The 23072-nt window shown below is 33.1% G+C and carries 16 protein-coding genes; 4 read left to right on the top strand and 12 right to left on the bottom strand.

Translation table 11 applies throughout. The features are described from left to right. From ACNQF6_RS06930 to ACNQF6_RS06915, 4 genes are all read left to right on the top strand, one after another. On the top strand, nt 1-2359 hold a 2359-nt coding region (locus ACNQF6_RS06930; protein ID WP_417964475.1), incomplete at its 5' end, for a T9SS type B sorting domain-containing protein. A 152-nt stretch (nt 2360-2511) separates the two neighbouring features. Continuing rightward, nucleotides 2512-3420: a PorP/SprF family type IX secretion system membrane protein gene (locus tag ACNQF6_RS06925; RefSeq protein ID WP_417964473.1), complete on the top strand. Its 909-nt coding sequence runs from the start codon at nt 2512-2514 to the stop codon at nt 3418-3420. Between the two features lie 11 nt (nt 3421-3431). Next, nucleotides 3432-3827, top strand: a complete 396-nt coding sequence (locus ACNQF6_RS06920) for a tetratricopeptide repeat protein (RefSeq protein ID WP_417964471.1) — start codon at nt 3432-3434, stop codon at nt 3825-3827. A 42-nt stretch (nt 3828-3869) separates the two neighbouring features. Continuing rightward, nucleotides 3870-5810, top strand: a complete 1941-nt coding sequence (locus ACNQF6_RS06915; RefSeq protein ID WP_417964469.1) for an OmpA family protein — start codon at nt 3870-3872, stop codon at nt 5808-5810. Between the two features lie 329 nt (nt 5811-6139). Here the strand turns inward: ACNQF6_RS06915 and ACNQF6_RS06910 are convergent, their stop codons facing one another. The 12 genes from ACNQF6_RS06910 to ACNQF6_RS06855 all read right to left on the bottom strand — a co-directional run bounded on the left by ACNQF6_RS06910 (nt 6140) and on the right by ACNQF6_RS06855 (nt 22969). Further along, a complete protein-coding gene (locus ACNQF6_RS06910; protein WP_417964467.1) occupies nt 6140-6643 on the bottom strand; it encodes a CAP domain-containing protein in 504 nt (167 codons plus the stop codon). Nucleotides 6644-6805: 162 nt separating this feature from the next. Beyond that, a complete protein-coding gene (gene pdxH, locus ACNQF6_RS06905) occupies nt 6806-7450 on the bottom strand; it encodes a pyridoxamine 5'-phosphate oxidase (RefSeq protein WP_417964465.1) in 645 nt (214 codons plus the stop codon). Nucleotides 7451-7546: 96 nt separating this feature from the next. Next, nucleotides 7547-8452 (bottom strand): ribonuclease Z, encoded by a 906-nt coding sequence (locus ACNQF6_RS06900; protein ID WP_417964463.1) that lies wholly within the window; start codon nt 8450-8452, stop codon nt 7547-7549. A 96-nt stretch (nt 8453-8548) separates the two neighbouring features. Then, nucleotides 8549-8881 carry a ribonuclease Z gene (locus ACNQF6_RS06895; protein ID WP_417964461.1) on the bottom strand — a complete coding sequence of 111 codons (333 nt, stop codon included), beginning with the start codon at nt 8879-8881 and terminating at the stop codon, nt 8549-8551. A 71-nt stretch (nt 8882-8952) separates the two neighbouring features. Then, nucleotides 8953-9879, bottom strand: a complete 927-nt coding sequence (locus ACNQF6_RS06890) for an aspartate carbamoyltransferase catalytic subunit (protein WP_417964459.1) — start codon at nt 9877-9879, stop codon at nt 8953-8955. Nucleotides 9880-9931: 52 nt separating this feature from the next. Next, a complete protein-coding gene (pyrR, locus tag ACNQF6_RS06885; RefSeq protein WP_282716456.1) occupies nt 9932-10471 on the bottom strand; it encodes a bifunctional pyr operon transcriptional regulator/uracil phosphoribosyltransferase PyrR in 540 nt (179 codons plus the stop codon). A gap of 85 nt (nt 10472-10556) precedes the next feature. Then, on the bottom strand, nt 10557-11741 hold the full coding sequence (locus ACNQF6_RS06880) for a DUF418 domain-containing protein (RefSeq protein WP_417964457.1): 1185 nt from the start codon (nt 11739-11741) through the stop codon (nt 10557-10559). Between the two features lie 459 nt (nt 11742-12200). Further along, nucleotides 12201-13820, bottom strand: a complete 1620-nt coding sequence (locus ACNQF6_RS06875; RefSeq protein ID WP_417964455.1) for an ABC-F family ATP-binding cassette domain-containing protein — start codon at nt 13818-13820, stop codon at nt 12201-12203. Nucleotides 13821-14040: 220 nt separating this feature from the next. Beyond that, nucleotides 14041-16068 carry a beta-N-acetylhexosaminidase gene (locus tag ACNQF6_RS06870; RefSeq protein ID WP_417964453.1) on the bottom strand — a complete coding sequence of 676 codons (2028 nt, stop codon included), beginning with the start codon at nt 16066-16068 and terminating at the stop codon, nt 14041-14043. Nucleotides 16069-16096: 28 nt separating this feature from the next. Next, nucleotides 16097-18034 carry a glucosamine-6-phosphate deaminase gene (gene nagB / locus ACNQF6_RS06865; protein ID WP_417964451.1) on the bottom strand — a complete coding sequence of 646 codons (1938 nt, stop codon included), beginning with the start codon at nt 18032-18034 and terminating at the stop codon, nt 16097-16099. A gap of 288 nt (nt 18035-18322) precedes the next feature. Continuing rightward, nucleotides 18323-19927: a RagB/SusD family nutrient uptake outer membrane protein gene (locus tag ACNQF6_RS06860; RefSeq protein ID WP_417964449.1), complete on the bottom strand. Its 1605-nt coding sequence runs from the start codon at nt 19925-19927 to the stop codon at nt 18323-18325. Nucleotides 19928-19939: 12 nt separating this feature from the next. Further along, a complete protein-coding gene (locus ACNQF6_RS06855) occupies nt 19940-22969 on the bottom strand; it encodes a SusC/RagA family TonB-linked outer membrane protein (RefSeq protein WP_417964446.1) in 3030 nt (1009 codons plus the stop codon). Nucleotides 22970-23072: the final 103 nt, after the last annotated feature.

The raw sequence follows: 23072 nt of genomic DNA, 5'->3' as shown, positions 1-23072 counted from the left end.
TCTTGCAACTTCTGCTACGCAGTTCTCTAACGTAGGTGCTTACCCTATCGTGGTGACTTTAGGTAGTAATCCTAACTATGACGTTACTCCAGTAAACGGAACTTTGACAGTTACGCCAAGAGAAATTCAGGCTGTTGTGGATACAAATGTAATTCCTGTGAATGGAACAACTGGAGGAAATTCAGGTGTGAATGTTTTAACTAACGATACATTGAACGGATTGCCTATTAATCCTGCGGATGTAGTATTAAGCGCTACTCCAAACGGACCATTGACTATTAATCCTGATGGAACTGTGACTGTAGTACCAAAAACACCTGCGGGGACTTATACCATAAATTACACTATTTGTGAGATATTGAACCCTACTAATTGTGATACAGCTACAGTTACTATTGTTGTCGCTGCTCCTGTTATTAATGCTGTTGTGGATACAAATGCAATTCCTGTGAATGGAACAACTGGAGGAAATTCAGGTGTGAATGTTTTAACTAACGATACATTGAACGGATTGCCTATTAATCCTGCGGATGTAGTATTAAGCGCTACTCCAAACGGACCATTGACTATTAATCCTGATGGAACTGTGACTGTAGTACCAAAAACACCTGCGGGGACTTATACCATAAATTACACTATTTGTGAGATATTGAACCCTACTAATTGTGATACAGCTACAGTTACTATTGTTGTCGCTGCTCCTGTTATTAATGCTGTTGTGGATACAAATGCAATTCCTGTGAATGGAACAACTGGAGGAAATTCAGGTGTGAATGTTTTAACTAACGATACATTGAACGGATTGCCTATTAATCCTGAGGATGTAGTATTAAGCGCTACTCCAAACGGACCATTGACTATTAATCCTGATGGAACTGTGACTGTAGTACCAAAAACACCTGCGGGGACTTATACCATAAATTACACTATTTGTGAGGTATTGAACCCTACTAATTGTGATACAGCTACAGTTACTATTGTTGTTGCTGCTACTACTATTGATGCTGTTGCGGATACTTATTCTAATATAAATTGTACTTCATTTGGTGTAATTGGTAATGTATTAGCTAATGATACTTTAAATGGCAATCCAACGAAATCAGAAGAAGTTAACATCTTATCAATTTCAGGAGATAATCCAAATATCACATTAGATAATCTAGGTAACATTAATGTTCAAAGCGGAATAGTTAGTGGTTCATATATACTAATATATCAAATATGTGAAAAACTAAATCCAACTAATTGTCATACGGCTACAATAACAATAAATGTTCAAGATACAACTACTCCAATAATTACACAATTACCAGTCGCTTCAACAATATCTTGTGGTTTAACACCTAACTTTACTCAAGCATTGGCAACAGATACTTGTAGCTCTGTAAACTTAACATTCGTTGACCTAACAGTACAAGGAAGTTGTGTTGGCTCTTACACAATTACTAGAACTTGGACCGCGACTGATTTATCAGGAAACACCTCTACAGCTTCTCAAGTTATTACTGTTCAAGACACTGCTGGTCCAACTACAACAACAGCTTTTACGGCGATAGTTAGTGTAAATTGTGATGCAATACCTGCTAAGCCTGAACTTATATTTATTGACAATTGCTCTACTGTTTCACCGGCTATTTTTACTGAAAATATTATAAACAGAACCGAAAATTCTTATTCAATCGTAAGGAAATGGTCTGTGTCTGATGCTTGTGGAAATGTATCTGAGTTTACTCAAACAATCAATGTAAGTATTGCCAATAGTATTTTATCAATAAATAGTTCTATTTGTAATGATGGAGAAATCACAACGACAAATCTAAATGATTTCTTACCAATGGGAACTCCAACAAACGGAACTTGGGTAGATGTAAATAATTCTGGTGGATTACAAGGAAACATACTTAATACTGCTGGTCTTTCGGTTAGAGATTACACATTTGAATATAAAATTAATGATGCAAATTGCCCAAGAACTGTAAGAGTTGTCATGAAGGTAAATACTGGTTGTGGTGGTATTGTATTAGCTTGTGGAACCATATTAGTACATAATGCTATTTCTCCAAATGGAGACGGAATTAATGAAAAATTCATAATCGATAGTATTGATGATACCGTTTGTTATCCAGATAATACTGTAGAAATTTATAATCGTTGGGGAGTATTGGTTTTTGAAACAAAAGGTTATAATAACACTAGTAACTTTTTTGATGGTACTTCTCAAGGTAGAACAACCATCAGTCAACCTACAGGTTTACCTACAGGTACTTACTTCTATATCTTGAATTATACTTCTGTTGCTAGTGACGGAAAAATCATGATGAATAAAAAAGACGGATATTTATATATCGTAAATAATTAAAAAAAATAATGCCTGAGGACAAAAGTTCTCAGGCATTCTAAAATTAAAACAGCTCTATTTCTTAAATAAAAAACGCTAATAAAATTTATCAAGCCGACCTGCGGATTCTTAAAATGAGTTCGATAGATAGTTTAAGATAATAAATATCTACTATGAAAACAAAATTATTTTCTTTCGTTTTGATTTTTACAGCCTTTGTAAGTTATGCGCAACAAGATGCTCAATTTACTCAATACATGTACAACACAATCAATATTAATCCCGCTTATGCTGGATCAAGAGGTGCTTTAAGTATTTTTGCGCTACACCGTACTCAATGGGTAGGGCTTGATGGTGCTCCAGTAACTAATGCTGTAACTCTAAATACACCTCTCAACGAAAGTAATTTAGGTTTAGGAGTATCAATAATAAATGATAAAATTGGGCCTACCACTGAAAATAACATTTCGGCTGATTTATCATACACCGTTCCTACTTCTGAAACTTTTAAATTATCTTTTGGAATAAAAGCAACAGCTAACTTTTTCAATTTAGATATCAATCGATTGAATCCCGTTGATGATGATCCTAGTCTGCATGATTTCAATAATAAATTTACTCCTAATATTGGAGCTGGAGTTTATTTACATTCTGACAAAGCTTATGTAGGGTTTTCAATACCAAATTTCATTGAAAGCAACCGGTATGATGATAATGAAGTTGCGATTTTTAAAGAAAAAATCAACTATTATTTAATCGCAGGTTATGTATTTAATATGAATGAATCCATAAAATTCAAACCCGCATTATTAACAAAAGTTGTTGGGGGGGCTCCACTTCAAGTGGATGTATCAGGAAACTTTATGTTCAATGATAAATTTGTTATAGGTATTGCCTACAGATGGTCTGCTGCTATTAGTGCCATGGTTGGATTTCAAGTTTCTGACGGAATGTATATAGGATATGGTTATGACCACGAAACAACTAATCTGAACAACTACAATTCCGGTTCCCATGAAATATTTTTACGTTATGAAATATTTAAAAATAATGATAAAATTATAACTCCAAGATTCTTCTAGGAAGTAAGGCTATGAAAAAATTTGTATTCTTTTACATAACTATAATAAGTCTTGTTTCTTTTAAAGGGAATGCACAAGATTCAAAATTTTATGTAACAGATAAAATAAGTGACAAGTATGCTTACATAGATGTTATCAAAACATATGAAAGGATTGCTGAAAAAGGGTATAAATCAGTAGATTTATTTAAAAAACTTGGAGATTCCTATTACTCAAACGCAGATTTTAACAAAGCTGCTAAATGGTATTGTGAATTATTTGACATAAGCAATGATTTGGAAACTGAATATTATTATAAATATGCTAAGTGTTTACTGTCTATTGGTCAGGTTGATAATGCCAATCAAATTTTGGAAAAATTAAAACAAAAATCAGGGGCAATAAAAGAGAAAAAAAATCGAAATTAACGATAAAATTACAACTCCAAAATTCTTTTAAAAACAATTATTATGAAAAAAAATATACTCCTTTACATAACAATAGTAAGTGTTTTTTCTATTAACATTTATTCCCAAAAAGCAAAATTGGCTACAGCCAATAAAAAGTATGATGGCTATGCATATGTAGACGCTATCAAAACCTATGAAAGGGTTGCTGAAAAAGGATATAAATCAGTTGATATGTTCAAAAAGTTAGGTAACGCATACTATTTTAATGCAGAGTTTGATAAAGCCTCTAGATGGTATGGTGAATTGTTTACTATGGATACCGCCAATTTAGAACCTGAATATTATCATCGCTATGCTCAATCTTTAAGAGCAATCGATCAAAATGATAAGGCCAATGAGATGATGGAATTATTCAATCAAAAATCAAGAAACGATAGCAGAGCTAAGCTATTTAAAAAAAACACCAACTATTTAGAAGCTATAAAAGCAAATTCTGGAAGGTACGACATTGAAGATGCCGGAATAAATTCTATCTATTCCGATTATGGAACTGCACTATATTCGAATAAATTAGTTTTTGCTTCTGCTAGAGATACAGGAAGTCTTGGACAAAGAAAGCACAAATGGACCAATCAATATTTCACAAACTTATACTCAGCAGATTTAGGATCAGACTTGACACCGGGTGCTGCAAAACAGTTTAATGGACCTATTAATTCAAAGTTTCATGAATCAACTCCTACTTTTAGCACTGATGGAAAAACTATGTATTTTACTCGAAACAACTATCTCAATGGAAAAAAAGGAAAAGATGGAAATAAAATTATTTTAATAAAAATATACAAAGCCACTCTGGAGAATGATAAATGGGCGAGTGTAACCGAACTCCCTTTTGACAGTGACAATTACAGTACTGCACATCCTGTATTAAGTCCTGATGGAAAAACATTATATTTTGCTTCTGATATGCCTGGAACATTAGGACAATCTGATTTATTCAAAGTAACAATAAATGAAGATGGTACTTTTGGAACTCCTGAAAATTTAGGGAATACAATTAATACCGAAGGAAGAGAAACTTTCCCTTTTATTAATGATGAAAATGAAATTTACTTTGCATCTGACGGCCATCCTGGTCTTGGAGGATTAGATGTGTTTATGTCTAAAATTAATGAAGATGGTACTTTCAATGAAGTTCAAAATATAGGGGCTGATGTCAACTCTCCTAAAGATGATTTTGCTTATTTAATTGATACAAAATTAAGAAGAGGTTTTTTTACTTCCAATAGAGACGGTGGTAAAGGCTATGACGACATCTATAAATTTTTGGAAACAAGAAGACTTATTTGCGAGCAACTTCTATATGGTGAAATCACCGATATAAAAACGGGAGAACTACTGGCTAACACAAAAATAACCTTATACGATAATCAATTTAAGGTTGTCAATACTGCTATTTCAGATGATAAAGGAAAATATAGATTTACGGTTGAATGTGGAAAGAATTACAATGTAAGAGCTGAAAAGCCAGAATACACAACCAAAGAAGAAAAAATTACTATAGCTGCAACAACTGGAAAAACGTGTTTACCAATCGCTTTAGAAAAAGAAATATGCAAAGTAGCTGTTGGTGATGATTTGGGAAAATGTTTTGGTATAAAAATGATTTATTTCGATTTAGACAAATCGAATATCAGACAAGAAGCGGCTTTAGATTTAGAAAAAATATTAGATGTTTTAAATCAGAATCCAACAATGAAAATCGACATCCGTTCTCATACTGACAGCAGACAAACCTTTAAATACAATGAAGCATTATCTGAAAGAAGAGCTAAATCAACCATTAACTGGTTAGTTAAAAATGGAATTGATACAAGCAGATTAACAGGTAAAGGATATGGTGAAACTCAACTGGTAAACAAATGCGCTGATGATGTAATTTGTTCCGAAGAAGAGCACCAACTTAACAGAAGAAGTGAGTTTATTATTACAGCTTTGTAATTCTTATCATAAAATTTAATAGGTTATATTTAATTATATAGCCTATTTTTTTTTGAATACCATTTTATGAAAATAAGGAATTGCTATATGAAGTATATACAATTTATTTTGCTATAAGACCTTAGAATAAACTCTTTTTAGAGTTAAGTAAAACCAAAAGATAATTACTCAAAACAAAAAAGTCCAACATAAATTATTTCATTGAACTTTCATTCAAATGACCACACTAAAATAGCTAAACGTTATTAATTATCGTTTAGATACTGTTAAATATAAAAAGGCTGCCTTTTGGGAGAAGACAGCCTTTTAATTTTAAAAACAAACTCTAACTATATTTTTGCGAAAATATTAGTGTAATACTTTCTACCATTTGCAGGATTTTCTTTAATTGCAATTCCAAAATGAGTATGATCACCTTCAATGTTAGCTTTATGACTAGGGCTAGCTAACCATGCATCTAAAACAGCCTCAGGAGTGTTATAGTTGTAAGCTATATTTTCACTTACCGTTTTAGCTCCTAAAGTTTTAATGATATTTTCAGAACGAGCTACAAAATCATTATGATTAACTACATTATTAGCAATCATGTAATTATCATGCTCTTCTGACTTAAATGACATGTGATTAATTTTTTCCAAAGGTTTTAATCCAACACTGATTCTATGTTTATTAATCAAAGCCATTGTTCCTAACTCTATAGAATTATAGGAATAACTTATTACTTTTTGTGCAGATGCCTCAGTAGTTTGTGTCTCAGATTCATCTGAGGAGCAAGAATTCATAGTACAGATAACAGTAACAAGTAATAATGCGCGAAGTAATTTTATTTTCATAATATAGTAGTTTAAGTTTAAGGTAGAATGTGGGGCAAACTCCTTTAATAAATAAATTTATGTTCGTAATTCTTGTACAAACATACTTGTTTTGTCGTTAAACTACCAAAAAAAATCGACAAACTACACAATAAAAATATTTAAATATATATTTTTCTTACATTAAGGCGATAAGCGATCCGTTTTCCATGAAAAATCTTCTTGACTACTATATCTAATTCTGTCATGTAATCTGTTAGGTCTTCCTTGCCAAAATTCTACCTCTAAAGGTGTAACAAGAAATCCTCCCCAATGTTTTGGTCTAGGAATAACCATACCATCAAAATCCTTTTCTAACTCTTTTAGATTTTCTTCTAAAAATTCTCGGGAAGGGACAATTACACTTTGGTTAGAAACAATTGCGCCTAACTTGCTGCCGTCAGGTCTGGATTCAAAATAATTATCTGAAATCGTTTCTGTAGTTTTATGGGCAATCCCTTTAATAATAACCTGGCGTTCCATAGTGTGCCAAAAAAAAGAAAGACAAATTTTAGGATTTTGGGCAATAGCCCTACCCTTTTCTGAATTATAATTGGTATAAAAAATAAACCCTTCCTCATTAAATTTTTTTAACAAAACTACTCTGGCCTTTGGAAACCCATCTAATCCTATTGTAGATACCGTCATAGCGTTAACCTCGCTATCGCCACCAAAATCCTCTACCTCATGAAACCATCTGCTAAAAAGGTTTATTGGGTCTTCAGGAATATTTGATTCTAATAGCTCACTCTTTTCGTAAGATTTTCTATAGTTACTTAAATCGTTCATGATTTTTATTTTAAGATTATTAGATATTTGAATGATTCGGTTTAAGAGTATTCAAATATCCAAATGTGAATTCAGATGAAATAAATTATTTTTTATTTAAAAATCAAAGCTTTTTCCATCATCGGCCAAAAGCACTTCCGGAAAAATAGTTGCAGCCTCTTCTCTAAAAAGGTCAATATTTTCATATCGAGTAGAATAATGCCCTAAAATTAATTGCTTTGCATTAGATTTCAAAGCAATTGTAGCCGCTTCTTTTGCTGTGGAATGCAAAGTCTTTTTAGCTAAATTTTCTTCTGATTGCAAGAAAGTTGATTCATGGTATAAAACATCAATATTTTCAATGATTGGAATCATAGCTTCATTATATGCAGTATCAGAACAAAAAGCATAATTTTTTGCAGGAATTGGATCAAATGTTAATTTATCATTTTCAATAACTCGACCATCTTCTAAAGTAATGTCTTTTCCGTTTTTTATTTTTTGATAATAACAGGTATCAATTTCATAATTTTGAACAGCATCCAAATTAAGTTTTCTCGGTGCTGCTTTTTCTTGGAACAAAAACCCATTCGTATATACACGGTGCTTTAAAGGAATGGTTTTTACCAAAACTTTTTCATCTTCAAAAATTACTTCGCTTTCGTTAGATTCTAATTCATGAAAGAACAAACCATAATTAGTCCATGAATTAGACAATCTCAATTGTAACTTGATGATTTCTTGAATTCCCTTTGGACCATAAATATGTAAATCGGTAGTTCTGTTCAGTAAAGTAAAAGTAGATACTAATCCTATTAGTCCAAAAAAATGATCTCCATGTAAATGAGAAATGAAGATATGATTAATCTTAGAAAATCGGATTTTATTTTTCCGCAGTTGTACTTGGGTTCCTTCTGCGCAATCAATCAGAAAAATTCTGTTTTTTATTTCTAAAATCTGTGAGGTTGGATTCGTAATTGTTCGGGGTGTTGCGGCATAGCAACCAAGGATTGTTAGTTTCAAGTTTAATTTATTCGGTTATTTGTTTAACTGTTTAATCGGTTATGCTTATATGGTTAAATAAATTAGGCGGCTAAACCAGTAACCGAATAAACGTATCTAAAAGCCTAAATCTCTTTCAATCTCTTCCATTTCTATAATATCATGTGCTTCTAATAAAGAAGGAACAACAGTTAATTTCTCTGGAACGGCATTGTAATCAAAATCAGAAGTAACAATAACAAATGATTTTTTTGCTTTTTTATGAAGTTTTGATAAAGGCATAAATAATTTTATATTACCCGCGGATAAATCTTTGTACAACAAAAGATCTATGATTAAATTATGCTTTTCAAATGTCTTATATTGATGAGTAACCTTCATTAAAAAAGAGGTAATATCACCTTGGGTATCTCTAATGCTAATTGTGTGTCCTTTTTGATCTACTTTCATCTTTTTAATTTCTAAGTCTACTCAAGGCAGAGATGTTTATAAATAGCTAATTTACAAAGTTTTATATTAAACTACTGAATTTTTGATGCCAAAAGATAAATTACGGCCATTCTAATCGCCACACCATTTTCGACTTGATTTAAAATCACCGATTGTTGTGAATCAGCCACCTCACTGGTAATTTCGACACCACGATTAATTGGTCCGGGATGCATAATTATGATTTCTTTATTAAGCGAATCCAAAAGCGGTTTATCGACTCCATATTGTTGAGCATACTCTCTTGTAGATGGAAAATAATTCACATCCATACGTTCATTTTGCACGCGTAGCATATTTGCCACATCACACCATTCTAATGCTTTTCTTAAATCAGGTTCTACCGTTACACCCAGCGATTCAATATGTCTTGGAATAAGTGTTTTTGGCCCGCAAACTTTCACCTCAGCGCCTTGCATCTGCAAAGCATAAATATTGGACAAGGCAACTCTGGAATGCAAAACATCACCTACAATCACTACTTTTTTTCCGGCCACTTCGCCTAATTTTTCTCTAATCGAATAACTGTCTAATAAGGCTTGTGTAGGATGCTCATGTGCGCCATCTCCCGCATTTACAATACTGGCTTTTACGTTTTTTGAAAGAAAATAAGCAGCACCTGGATTAGCATGTCGCATGACTACCATATCAACTTTCATCGAAAGTATATTATTAACGGTATCTATTAGTGTTTCCCCTTTTTTTACTGAAGATTGTGCTGCCGAAAAACTGATAACATCGGCAGATAAACGTTTTTGTGCTAATTCAAAGGAGAGTTTTGTTCTAGTGCTATTTTCGAAAAAAATATTGGCAATGGTAATATCTCGTAAGGAAGGTACTTTCTTAATTGGTCGATTGATAACTTCTTTAAAATGATCGGCTGTTTCAAAAATTAAGTCAATATCATTCTTGTTGATGTATTTTATTCCTAATAAATGATTTACGCTTAATTCTTTCATTTCTTTTTACGATTATTAGTTTTTAATGTTAGACTTTTAAACAAATTATAATCTAACTTGTAATTAAATAGACACCATCCTCACCATCATTTTCTTTCCAACTCACTTTGACTTTTTCGTTATTGATGGCATCTACCTGTCTTCCTCTATAATCTGGTTGAATCGGTAAATTGCGGCTAAAACGTCTGTCAATCAAAACTAGAAGTTCAATTTCTGATGGTCTGCCAAAAGATTGAATGGCTGTCAAAGCGGAACGTATACTTCGTCCTGTAAATAAAACATCATCAATGAAAATAACTTTTTTGTTTTCAACGATAAAATTAATCTTGGTTTTATTTGCTTCTAATGGCTTATCCGTTCTTCTAAAATCATCTCTGAAAAAGGTAATATCCAAATAACCCAATTGAATTTCAGGTGTTTGGTATTCTTTTTCTAATATTTCTTTCAAACGTTCTGCTAAAAAAACGCCTCTAGGTTGAATACCTACTAAAATAGTGTCTGAAAAATCTAAGTGTTTTTCAATTAATTGACAGGCCAAACGATGTAATATAATAGTAACTTCTTTTGCAGTAAGTAATACTTTTTGACTCATTGTAAAGTGTGTTGTTTGGTTTTGCAAATATACGAATTCCGATTTATGATTTTATAATTATAAAGAGAGAAAATAGAGGCATTCATTATTTGCCCCAAGAAATCCATGTAGCTTTATGCCAAATCGTTTCTAAAGGTCCTTGTTTATGCGTTTTAAGCCACCAAGTACAAAATGTTAATTGTATAAAAAATAGCACAATACCTATCAATAAACAATATGTTGCTCCTGTATATTCAAAAAGCCCTAATCCGTATCGGTAATAAAGAAAGGAACCAATCATAGATTGCATAATGTAATTAGTCAAACTCATTTTTCCAAAAGGAATTAGCTTAGAAAATACTTTATTAACAGAATCCTTTTGGTACAATAAAACAAATCCTGAAACGAGAACTAACATAAATGCCACGTTTGACCAAGAAGTAAATATAATGGTGAGTTTATTAGATAATGTTACTCTTGCTACTACATCTACCGTATGAGTCTTTAATACAAATAATGGTATAAATAAAATACTTGAATACACTAATACTTTTTTCCAAAACTGTTGGTTCACATCGGTTATGTTAAAAAGTTGTTTTCGACCCAGTAACATCCCAAACATAAATAAAGCAGGAGCCTGAAAAAACCTTCCATTTTCCCAAGACCATAATAGAGAAGCGATTTTTCCTAATGTCAAGTTTCCAACTACATAATCTACGAAAGAACCATTTTTCATATAAAGTGCAATACTTTCATAATATCCAGTTGATACGTTAGGCGGTGCTATATAATCCGGATTCAGTATATAATAAATACACCTTCCCCATTCTAAAGGTTGTAACATCAAAATAACAGCTGTTATAAAAATGGCTTTGTTACTCCAGTTGACAACCGGTATCAATAAAAGCCCCAGAAAAGCATATAAGGTCAGGATATCTCCTTGATAAAATGCAGTATTTATTAGTCCAAAAACTAATAATAGCATCATACGCCAAAAAAAACGACCTCGGAAATCATTTCCTTTTTTAGCTTGATTGTCATTTTGAATGTAAAAACTAAACCCAAAAAGAAGCGCAAAAATGGCATATGATTTTCCTCCAAAAATAAAAAACATAGAGTCCCAAACTATTTTATCCATAGCGACAAGCCAAGCTGGAAAATTTTCAGGCAAATGATAATATTCAAAATGTTCTACATTATGAAGTAACATAATAGACATAATGGCAAAACCACGTAAGGCATCTACCACTTCTATTCTAGGAGATTTTAAATTTAAAGTATTGTTAGTCATGTTAATTGTTTAGGTTCTATAGAAATAATAAAAATCAAAAATATATTTTTTTACCTAAAGAGTGGTTTAAAAAATATTTATAAAGGTGCATTTTGTGATTTTTTTTATAACTATTGAAAAATTTCACAATAAACCGTAGAAATTATATAACAAATAAGCCCTCCTATTTAGTATTTTTATATTTCTAAATAAAGAAAAAAATCATGCAAAAAAAACTAACCAGATTGTTAATGCTTTTAGTAGTATTACTATCGTTTACGAGTTGTTCAATTATAGAAGGTATATTTAAAGCAGGAGTTGGAGTAGGTATTTTTATTGTGGTTGCTGTGCTAGCCATTATCGCGTTTATTGTGAGTAAAATTTTCAGCAGAAAGTAGACGAAAATAATTTTAATGAATATTCATTAAACAAAAAAATCTCCCGTTATTGCGGGAGATTTTCTATTTAATATATCACTTTTTATACGGTGTACATTTTAGCTCTTAATTCCTGAACACCTTCGTTATCCAAGTATTCATCGAAAGTCATATATCTATCAATAGCGCCATTTGGTGTCAATTCGACAACTCTATTTCCAACGGTTTGAGCAAATTCATGATCGTGTGTAGTAAAGATTACGGAACCTTTATAGTTTTTTAATGAGTTATTAAAAGCTGTAATCGATTCTAAATCCAAGTGATTTGTAGGTTCGTCAAGCATTAAAACATTGGCTCTTTCCATCATCATTCGAGACAACATACAACGTACTTTTTCTCCTCCTGATAATACTCTACAGGTTTTCAACGCTTCCTCACCAGAGAAAATCATTTTCCCAAGAAAACTACGAATGTTTACCTCATCACGTTCCTCTTCCGTTTTTACCCATTGACGCAACCAATCTACAAGAGAATAATCACTTTCGAAAAATGAATGATTATCACCCGGCAAATAGGCTTGGTTTGTTGTAACTCCCCAATCAAAAGTTCCAGAATCTGAGGTTTGATTTGCGTTTAATATTTCATAAAATGCAGTTGTTGCACGGGAATCTTTAGAGAAAAGAACGATTTTATCGCCTTTGGCCATATTCAAATCTACTCCTTTAAACAAAATTTCTCCGTCGATGGAAGCGCTTAAATTTTGCACATTCAAAATTTGATCTCCTGCTTCACGCTCTTGGTCAAAAATAATAGCTGGGTAACGACGACTTGATGGTTTTATCTCGGAAATATTCAACTTGCTAATCATTTTTTTACGTGAAGTAGCTTGTTTTGATTTGGCTACATTCGCACTAAAACGACGAATAAATTCTTCTAGTTCCTGTTTCTTTTCTTCTGCTTTTTTGTTTTGTTGCGCGCGTTGTTTTGCGGCTAATTGGCTTGATTCATACCAGAATGTATAGTTTCCTGAGTAATGATTTATTTTACTGAAATCAATATCAGAAATATGCGTACAAACGGAATCTAAAAAGTGTCTGTCGTGAGAAACTACAATTACGGTATTTTCATAGTTAGCCAAGAAATTTTCTAACCAAGCAATAGTTTCAAAATCCAAATCATTGGTAGGCTCATCCATAATAAGTAAATCAGGGTTTCCAAAAAGTGCTTGTGCCAAAAGGACACGAACTTTTATTTTCCCTTCCAAATCTCCCATTAAAGTATAATGATGATCTTCGCTAATGCCAAGATTTGATAGCATTGATGCAGCATCAGAATCAGCATTCCAACCGTTCATTTCTTCAAATTGCACTTGCAATTCACCTATTCTGTCAGCATTTGAATCATTATAATCTAAATACAAAGCATCCATTTCTTTTTTGATGGCATATAATGTTTTATTACCCATCATTACAGTCTCAAGAACGGTACTCTCATCAAACATATTATGGTTTTGGTTTAAAACCGACATACGTTTACCTGGCTCCAAATGAATATGTCCTGAGGTAGGATCCATTTCACCGGCAATTATTTTAAGAAAAGTAGATTTTCCAGCACCGTTGGCTCCAATAACTCCGTATATATTACCGTGTGTGAAGGTAGTATTAACCTCGTCAAACAAAATTCGTTTGCCAAACTGAACTGATAAATTATTTACTGTTAACATGAATGTTTTTTTTATAAAATTTTTGCAAAAATACGAAAAAAATACTAATTTTTTTTATTCGGAAAATACATTTTCATCAATTGTATTTTGCTTAACATGAAAGTGCTAATCAAAAAAAATCCTGACAGAATAAGACCTGTCAGGATTGCAATATTAATTTTCTTAAAACAAACCATTGACCAAATAGAAAAGAAACTAATATTTTATATCGATTTATAACTTAAAGCAATTTTTTTAAACTATTGTAAACTGCTAATTCAACATCAGCATTCTTTTTAGAATTACATTGTTCTAATAAATTATTCAAAACAGTTGGGTTTACCGTTTTTTTATTCTCTATTACGAGTAACAATTGTTGTGATAAATCACTTAAACTTTTTGATAATGGCAAAAGCGGCTGCACCAGCGGAGCATTAGCACTTAAACTAATTAAGTCAGCATTCATAGCAATCCATTTTCTAAAAAAATTAGCGATCAAAATTTGATTTTCTTGACTTTTATTTTCTAAATAGTTTTTCACTGCGGTATCAAAATCAAAAACATCTAATGCATCCGCAGTACATGCATCTGCAAATAAAGTCAACGGAGAATGCATTCGATATTTTTTTCCTCCACCATTACGGGTATAATTTTTCAACGGTTCACAAACATTCGAAAAATCATTCAGTGCTGCAGTTTTTTGATTGTTACTAATATTTCTCAAAATCACTTCTTTATTTCTTAAATGTGTAATTCCAAGTTCTTCTAATCTAAATGAAATTGTTTTCAATCTTTTGCGTAAGCTATTCATGTCAATAACATTTTCATTAGACCACAATCGTTCCGCAATAGCAGCTGTTCGAGGCCAAATCCTTGAGTCTATGTTTGACGGTGTTGCGAGCTCGCTCCACATGGCTGCTTCTCCACCCAATATTCTGGCCTTTTCATCCGGAGTCAGAATACTGTTCTTGGGTACCGGGTCATTCAAATAATGTTTCTCCACACCAAGCATTAAATCAATATAATAGCCATTTGATAAAACGGTATTAAAGCCACTTTTTGCTGCTTTTATTAATGCCCCACCAGCTTCTTGCCCTTCATTCGTTCCTCTCCAGGCATGAATTATGGCATCTTTAGACATATTTTCGGTCATTATTTCTTCCCAGCCCATCATTTTTTTGTTGTGCTTTTTCAACATTGGAATCAACTGCATGTTAAAATATGTTTGCAAATCATGATTATTAGCCAAGTTGTATTTCTTCTTGAATTCCTGTATTTTAGGGTTTGCATTCCACTCTTTACCATTATTTTCATCACCGCCAATATGAAAATATTCTCCCGGAAATAACGGACAAACCTCATCAAAAATTTCGCTTAGCAATTCATAGGTTTTGGGGTTTGAAGGATCCAATGTTGCATTAAAAATTCCTGAATTTCTTTGTACTTCATAAGTAACTTTTCCATCACTTACTTTACTTCCTAGTTCTGGATAAGCAGTAAGCAAAGCAGATGCATGACCAGGCACATCTATCTCGGGAATAACGAGAATCCCTCTTTCATCAGCATATTTTACAATGTTTTTAATTTCTTCTTGAGTATAGTAACTCCCATCTGAAGCTAATTCAATCAATTTAGGATGTTTTTTCATTTCAATTCTCCATCCTTGATCATCTACTAAATGCCAATGGAAAACATTCATTTTCATCGAAGCCATTGCATCAAGATTTCTTTTGATTACATCCACCGGTTGAAAATGTCTTGCTCCATCAATCATCAATCCTCTCCAGGTAAATCTTGGTGAATCTATAATCTCAACTGTCGGAAAATAATATGATGTACTGCTATTTTGCAGTAATTGTAATAAAGTCTCCAAACCATGTAACGCACCTAAATCAGATGTGGCATTGATTGTTATTTTATTAGAAGCAATAATTAGTTTATAACTTTCATCTTCATTTATTTCTATTTTTCCGTTGCGAACACAATTAATTTGCAATTCTGCTTCTGGACTTTCATTCACTTTTGTCAAAAAACTTTGTTCCAAAAACAGTCCTGTTCTGCCGTCTAATCTTCGTAAAAAGCGGGTTGCGCCTATAAAAATTCTAGGATTTGGATTACCGGTAATATTCACTTTAAAATTTTTGCTTAAAGCAAAAGTACCAGCGGTCAAATTTATATTTTGAGGCCACGGCATAAGACTCAATTGTTCTTTTTGTATCTGGGCATTTGACACAAAAGCAGCAAATAGTAATATTAGGATGTATTTCATATTTTTTTGTCCGGTTTTAAAGATAATTTTAATAACTAAAACGCTTGAAAGCTTCAATAGCTTCATATTCGGCAAGACCTAAATTATCATACAATTTTGCGGTATTTTTATTACGATCTTCAGCTCTTACCCAAAATTCTCTGGAGTCGTTACCTTGAAACATCACCCTGTCTTTTTGAGATTGATGGTATAAAATAGCATGTCTTTTTAACAAAACTTCGTCAGGACTTAAAGGAACTGCCATATCTATTTCGTGAATATCCCATTCATGCCAAGCACCTCTGTAAAGCCACAACCAACAATCATCCATGTATTTCTCTGGCTTCAATTGCTTCATAGCCGCAAAAATAGCATTCAGACAAACTTCGTGGGTACCATGTGGATCTGCCAAATCTCCTGCTGCAAAAACTTGATGTGGTTTTATTTTGGCAATAATAGCAGCCACTAAAGCTACATCTTTTTCGCCTATTGGATTTTTCTTTATTTGTCCGGTTTCGTAAAAAGGCATATCCAAAAAATGAATATTTTCATCTTTCAATCCTATGTATCGTGTAGCTGCGTAGGATTCACGGCGTCTAATAAGTCCTTTTAATTTTCTAACTTCAAGAGAGTCAATTTGGTTTTCTTTTTTATTATTTAAAAAATCGATAACCTCTTTAAAATTAATTTTAGCGTCATCAATACCTACAAAATCATTACAAACTTCGGCAAACTTTAAAGCTTCATCATCTGTAACAGCAATATTTCCTGAAGTCTGATACACTACATGAACATCATGTCCTTGTTTTATTAATTTTGAAAAAGTTCCTCCCATAGAAATCACATCATCATCTGGATGCGGGCTAAAAAGGATTACTCTCTTTTTCGCTGGAGTAGCTCTTTCCGGTCTATACGTATCATCCGTATTAGGCTTTCCTCCAGGCCATCCAGTTATCGTATGTTGTAACACATTGAACATGTTTATGTTCAAATCGTAAGCTGAACCTTCTTGAGCCAAAAGATCAGACATTCCATTATTGTTGTAATCTCTGTCGGTTAGTTTTAAAATAGATTGGTCTGTTTTTTGGCACAGCCAAACAATTGCTTTGCTTTTTAATTCTTGAGTCCAAATGCATTCTCCAACCAGCCAAGGTGTTTTAAAACGGGTTAATTCTGAAGCTGCCGATTGGTCTAAAACGAAGGTTGCATTAGTATGATTTTGCAAAAATGTAGCCGGAACTTCAGAGCTAATATCTCCTTGAATGGTTCTTTTTATAATATCAGCTTTATTTTGGCCCCAAGCCATTAACACAATCCTTTTAGATCTTAGAATAGTTGAAACTCCCATGGTAATTGCTCTTTTAGGAACATTGTCAATTCCATTAAAATCCGATGAAGCATCTACTCTTGTAATATGATCCAAAGTAATTATTCGAGTTCCTGAATTGATGTGAGACCCCGGCTCATTGAAACCTACGTGACCTGTACGACCAATTCCTAATAGCTGAAAATCAAGACCACCTGCATTTTTTATTTTCATTTCATAATCAATACAATATTGGTTCAGTTCTTCAATAGCCACAGTACCGTTTGGAATATTGACATTTTCAGGTTTAATGTCTATGTGATTAAAAAGATGCTGATACATGAAATAATGATAGCTCTGATTATTCTCTTTTGTCATTGGATAATACTCATCCAAATTAAAAGTGATTACATTACTAAAACTTAGACCTTCTTCTTTATACATTCGAACCAATTCTTCATACACTTTTATAGGCGAAGATCCTGTTGCTAAACCTAGAACACAAAGTTTGTTTTCTTCTTGTCTTGATCTAATTAATTGTGCAATTTCCTGAGCGACAATGACTGACGCTTCTACTGAGTTTTTAAAAATTTCATTATGAATTTTTTCAAATCTCGTTTCTTCAAATTTACCGGCACTTTTATAGCTGATGTCAGGTTTAATTTCTAAAGCACTTTTCATTTTATTTTTATTTATTCGATTTAATTACTTCTGTGATATTAATTGTTTTAATCTAAGTATAAAAGTAACTGAAACGTTTTTCCTGAAAAAATAATTTATACCAACGGTCATGAAATTTCAACAAACGACATGATTTACTACATAATCCGTTTTAAAAAAAAGGCTTATTTTATAATGTCAGCAGCAAAATTATTTAATTAGATATTCTCCCTTTAAAAGGTCTTTGATAAAAAAATGGTGTAAATAATTATGAGTTACTTACACCATTTTTAATCGGTACTAATTTAATTAAAAATTAGGTCCTGTAGTATCCCACCAAAGTCTAGTTCCTCCATTATCTGCTCCACCAAGTTTAGCAACTCCTGAAGCTACACCACCCGGGTTTCCATCTTTTTCAGATTGAACAAAATTTACTCTTCGTATTCCCAAAGCAGAATTTATTGTTCCTCCACTGGTATTTTTAAGTACCGGTAATAATTTTGGGTATCCTGTTCTTCTATATTCAGACCAAGCTTCTTGACCTTCCGGGAAACCGGCAATCCATTTTTGAGTAATAATCTTTTGTAATTTGACCTCATTTGTCGCTGAACCGTCCCAAGCTACTGTAACGTTATTAAGAGCTACTCCATTGTTTACAGGGAAGTTTGGATCTACGTAAGCTTTTGCTTTTTTTACATTATCAGCCATGTAAGTAGCTGCTCCAGAAACTCCATGCTGATCGAAAGATGCAGTGATTCCCATTTCATACAAACTTTGAGCCGTTCCACCCATATTCCAACCTCTTAAAGCGCCTTCAGCTCTTAGTAAATATACTTCGGCAGTATTCATCAAAACAATTTCTTTTGAATTGACAATTGGACCAACACCAGAGAAATTTACATGATCCGCTTTAGCAGCGATTTCAATTCCAGTACGAACTCCTTTATATTCTCCTGGAAACTGTACTGATGTATTGAAAAATACAGATAATCTAGGGTCCGAATAACCACCCATAATAGATTCCATATCAGCTGACATACGAATGTCTCCCCAAGCGTTGCTTATAGTAGCAATAGGATTATTGTATGTAGGAGATATCACTTTAAAAGTATCAGCATTAACAGTCATCACACTAAATTTATGTGCAATCGCTTTTTCTGCTTCGGCTTTCGCCAAAGTTGGATTCTTTTTCACAATACGCATTGCTAATCTCAGGCGCAATGAATTAGCAAATTTAACCCATTGCTTGTAATGCTCTCCGGGACCTGCCTTTTCTGCTTCTTTATAACTTGACAAATCAGTAGTTAAGAAAGTTGACGGCTCTTTTGCATCAGCTCTTTTTGTCAACTCTGCAACTGCTATATCTAATTCCTTAAACATTAAATTATAGACTGCTTCTTGAGAATCATATTCAATAACAGGATCTGTTGTACCAAATTTTGAATACACAATAGGTCCGTAGGTATCTGTTATTCTATGCATTCCTTCTACCTTTAAAATCAATGACAAAGCATAAAACTGATCATATTTTCCTTTTGCTTTTTGCTCAATTGAATACGCATTATACATTACATCCCCATAACCAGAAGCCCATGCAAAACCGTTCCAACCATCAACTAAATCATATGTTGTATTGTTAGTTCCTCCTCTAAAAGCGGTTCCGGTAGCCATGTAACCCGACCAGATATCTCCTTGCAATCCTTGCTGTACTTGGTATTTCCATTCAGGAGTAAGAACTATTATGTTATTGAACATAGGATCAAATGAACCTTTTATATGATTAAAATCTTGTTCGTATAGTTCAGGCGTAATCCCGTTAGGATTGGTATTGATATCTTCAAAATTATCTGTACAACTTACTGCTGCGAGTAAAGAAACACAAATAGCTGTTCTTTTTATAGTATTTAATTTCATGATTTTTTGTGATTAGAAAGTTACGTTTAAATTAAGACCGATACTTCTCGTAGATGGCATTCCGTAAACGTCAATACCTTGCAAACCTTCACCTGTACTTAATGAAATGTTAGGGTCGAATGGAGCGTCTTTGTAGATAAAACCTAAATTTCTGGCAATTAATGACAAACTTGCCGATTGTAAGAAAGATAATTTTTTGACATTAAAAGTATAGCCAATAGAAACCTCTCTTACACTTACATTGGTCGCGTCATAAACATATTCTCCTGTTGCTCCTGCTCTTCCGCCAGTTTGCTTATAATAACTCTCTGCCGGATATTTTCCTGCATAAGCAGTTCCATCGGGATATACTGCATTAATAGTAACTCCATCAACATTTCTGGCATCACCTGTTACTTTCGAAACTCCAAACTCATCGTTCACAGCTTCGGTTAAACTCATTACATCACCACCAAAACGAGCATCTATCAATACATTTGCAAAGAAAGAGCCAAATTTAAACGAGTTCGAGAAACCTAACATAAAATCTGGATTTGCATTACCCACTTCTTCAAAACCTGTTTTTTGTATCGTCCCATCTGCATTTAACAACACTCTACCTTGAGCATCTTTCTTTATATTTACACCTTCAATTACACCAAAAGGTTTTCCTTGCTCTAAAACATATCTGTAGTTATTCACTCCTGCTTCAGTCAAAATTACTTTTCCTCCTAGTTCTGCAGGAATTTCTTGTACCGTATTTTTATTTTGAGAATAGTTTACAGTAGCATCCCAAGAGAACTTATCCGCTTTAACAATCTTTCCAGTCACTACAGCTTCAAAACCTACATTTTTAATACTACCCGCATTTATACCGTAATATTTTACACCTAGAGGATTGGTTAACGGAGCAAGGATTTGCAAATATTGGTGTTTAGTCTCTGAATTGTAGTAGGATAATTCAAATCCAAGTCTGTTATCAAACATTCTCCATTCGGTACCAATTTCAACCTCTGATTTTAATTCCGGTCTCAATGATTCCCCTGGTCTTGGAGCCACTAATGGGGGTTTATTCCCTTCAGAAGTAAATCCGTAAGTTGGCGATGTAACAAAAGAAAACACATCATTACCTACTCTGGCATAAGTTGCACGAACTTTTCCGAAATTGATAAACTCCGGTAAAGTGGTCATTTCACTAATAATAGCCGTAACTCCTACCGAAGGATAAAAAAATCCTGGATTATTTGTATTTACTAATGTTGAAGACCAATCGTTTCTTGCTGCAAGATCTAAAAACAACATGTCTTTATATCCCAAAGTTGTAGCTGCAAATAAAGACTGTACTTCTTTTGAAGAATCTAAGGTTTGCAAATTACCTGCATTATTAACAAAATTCCCTAATGTAAACCAGTTTGCTTTTTGTAAACCACCACCAATACCGGAATCAAGCGTTGTTCTTTGATTTCCTAATGTATTTGTAATACTGGTTCCAATGTTTGCATTAAAGCTAAAGTCATCATTGAATTTTGTATTGATTGTAGCAATCAAATCACCGTAACGTTGTGTACTTAATGTACTAACATTAATGTATCTACCATTTATGTGAGAAAGTGTTCCTTGAGTTGTTGCGTATATTTTTTTATCAAAACCACTCTCAACACGGTTATAACTGTATCTAGAAGCTATAGAAAACCAACTGTTAACTTTATAATCTAAAGCGATTGATCCGTTAAAAAATTGATTAGTATCCTCTGATTTATTTCTATTGATTCCCCAAAATGGATTTTGAAGGATGTCTCTATCCGTCATCCAATTTTGAGCCATCAGATTTCTCGTAGGATCAAAAACCTCAAAATTCTCTTTATATTCATTAAAATCATTTCCTCTTGGCATCAAATAAACTCCTGTCAAAGGATTGAAATAAAGTCCGTTCACAGGTTTGTTAAAAACTGTTTGAGTTGTATAATTGGCATTAGCCGCAACATTCAATTTATCATTGAAGAATTTTGCAGTTTGACGAATACCAAAATTATTTTTCTTAATACTGTTTCCCGGAATAATTCCTGAACCGCTTGTATTAGCATATGATAAAGTTGTTGAAGATGTTGCTGATCCAGATGAAAAAGCCAATGAAGTAATTTGAGTATTTCCTGTTTCAAAGAAATCTTTTACATGATCATCACTAGCTCCTTTTGCTCCCCAAGTTTCTTCTCCGTTAGGAACTGCAACATATTCATTTTGAAATTTAGGCAAATAAGCTGCCGATTCGAAAGTGGTTACTGAAGATGCTTTAAGATTTGATCTTCCCTCTTTTTCTTTTTTAGAAGAAAGTAAAATAACTCCATTTGCACCTTGACTTCCATACAATACAGATGCAGCTGCACCTTTTAGAACAGTCATACCTTCATAATCATCAGGATTGATAAGAGAAACTACGTCTCCACCATCGCGGTTTCCTCCAGCTGTATCTCCAAAAGCATTATTTGGTTGCCCAGAAGTTCCATTAAATAAAGGAATACCGTCTATAACATAAAGCGGCTGGTTATTACTCACTGAAGAGTTTCCACGAATAACAACTTTAGTAGAACCTCCAGTTCCTCCAGCACTTTTTGTCACAGCTACACCGGCAATTTTCCCTGCTATAGTGTTAATAATATTAGCGTCTTTGACACGTGTTAATTCTTCTCCTTTTAGTTCTTGAGCAGCGTAAGTCAAAGATTTTCGTGTTTTCTTGATACCCAACGAAGTCACTACTACTTCATTTAAAGCATTTGAAGCTGATTCTTTCAATTGAACTGTAATAGTATTTTGATCACCTACTACAATACTTTGAGTTTCTAAACCCAAATAAGAAATTATCAAGGTTTTGCCTTTTTGCACTTCAAGAGAAAAATTACCATCAAAATCGGTAATAGTTCCATTTGATTCTCCTTGAACTGCAATAGATGCACCAGGCAGTGGTGAACCGACAGCATCGGTTACTGAACCTTTGACAGTTTTCGCTTGCGCAAGCGTAACTTGCGAAGTAAAAACAATCATAAAGATTAAGATAATTTGTTTCATTTTTTTAAGTTTTTGTTAGTTATGGCGTAAATTTATCTGTATGGGTTTTCTAAAAAAAATAATTTATACCAACGGTAGTTTATTTTAAACCAACGACACAATT

Origin of the sequence: Flavobacterium pasteuri, from assembly GCF_048286615.1 — a bacterium.
Lineage (GTDB): Bacteria > Bacteroidota > Bacteroidia > Flavobacteriales > Flavobacteriaceae > Flavobacterium.
This window is presented reverse-complemented; position numbering and strand designations above follow the sequence as displayed.

Bases quoted from the DNA above. Each gene is read 5' to 3' on its own strand.
- ACNQF6_RS06880 (WP_417964457.1), bottom strand. From the start codon at position 11,741: ATGACTAACAATACTTTAAATTTAAAATCTCCTAGAATAGAAGTGGTA.
- nagB (WP_417964451.1), bottom strand. From the start codon at position 18,034: ATGAAAAGTGCTTTAGAAATTAAACCTGACATCAGCTATAAAAGTGCC.
- ACNQF6_RS06875 (WP_417964455.1), bottom strand. From the start codon at position 13,820: ATGTTAACAGTAAATAATTTATCAGTTCAGTTTGGCAAACGAATTTTG.
- ACNQF6_RS06920 (WP_417964471.1), top strand. From the start codon at position 3,432: ATGAAAAAATTTGTATTCTTTTACATAACTATAATAAGTCTTGTTTCT.
- ACNQF6_RS06925 (WP_417964473.1), top strand. From the start codon at position 2,512: ATGAAAACAAAATTATTTTCTTTCGTTTTGATTTTTACAGCCTTTGTA.
- ACNQF6_RS06860 (WP_417964449.1), bottom strand. From the start codon at position 19,927: ATGAAATTAAATACTATAAAAAGAACAGCTATTTGTGTTTCTTTACTC.
- ACNQF6_RS06910 (WP_417964467.1), bottom strand. From the start codon at position 6,643: ATGAAAATAAAATTACTTCGCGCATTATTACTTGTTACTGTTATCTGT.
- pyrR (WP_282716456.1), bottom strand. From the start codon at position 10,471: ATGAGTCAAAAAGTATTACTTACTGCAAAAGAAGTTACTATTATATTA.
- ACNQF6_RS06870 (WP_417964453.1), bottom strand. From the start codon at position 16,068: ATGAAATACATCCTAATATTACTATTTGCTGCTTTTGTGTCAAATGCC.
- ACNQF6_RS06890 (WP_417964459.1), bottom strand. From the start codon at position 9,879: ATGAAAGAATTAAGCGTAAATCATTTATTAGGAATAAAATACATCAAC.
- ACNQF6_RS06915 (WP_417964469.1), top strand. From the start codon at position 3,870: ATGAAAAAAAATATACTCCTTTACATAACAATAGTAAGTGTTTTTTCT.
- pdxH (WP_417964465.1), bottom strand. From the start codon at position 7,450: ATGAACGATTTAAGTAACTATAGAAAATCTTACGAAAAGAGTGAGCTA.
- ACNQF6_RS06855 (WP_417964446.1), bottom strand. From the start codon at position 22,969: ATGAAACAAATTATCTTAATCTTTATGATTGTTTTTACTTCGCAAGTT.
- ACNQF6_RS06895 (WP_417964461.1), bottom strand. From the start codon at position 8,881: ATGAAAGTAGATCAAAAAGGACACACAATTAGCATTAGAGATACCCAA.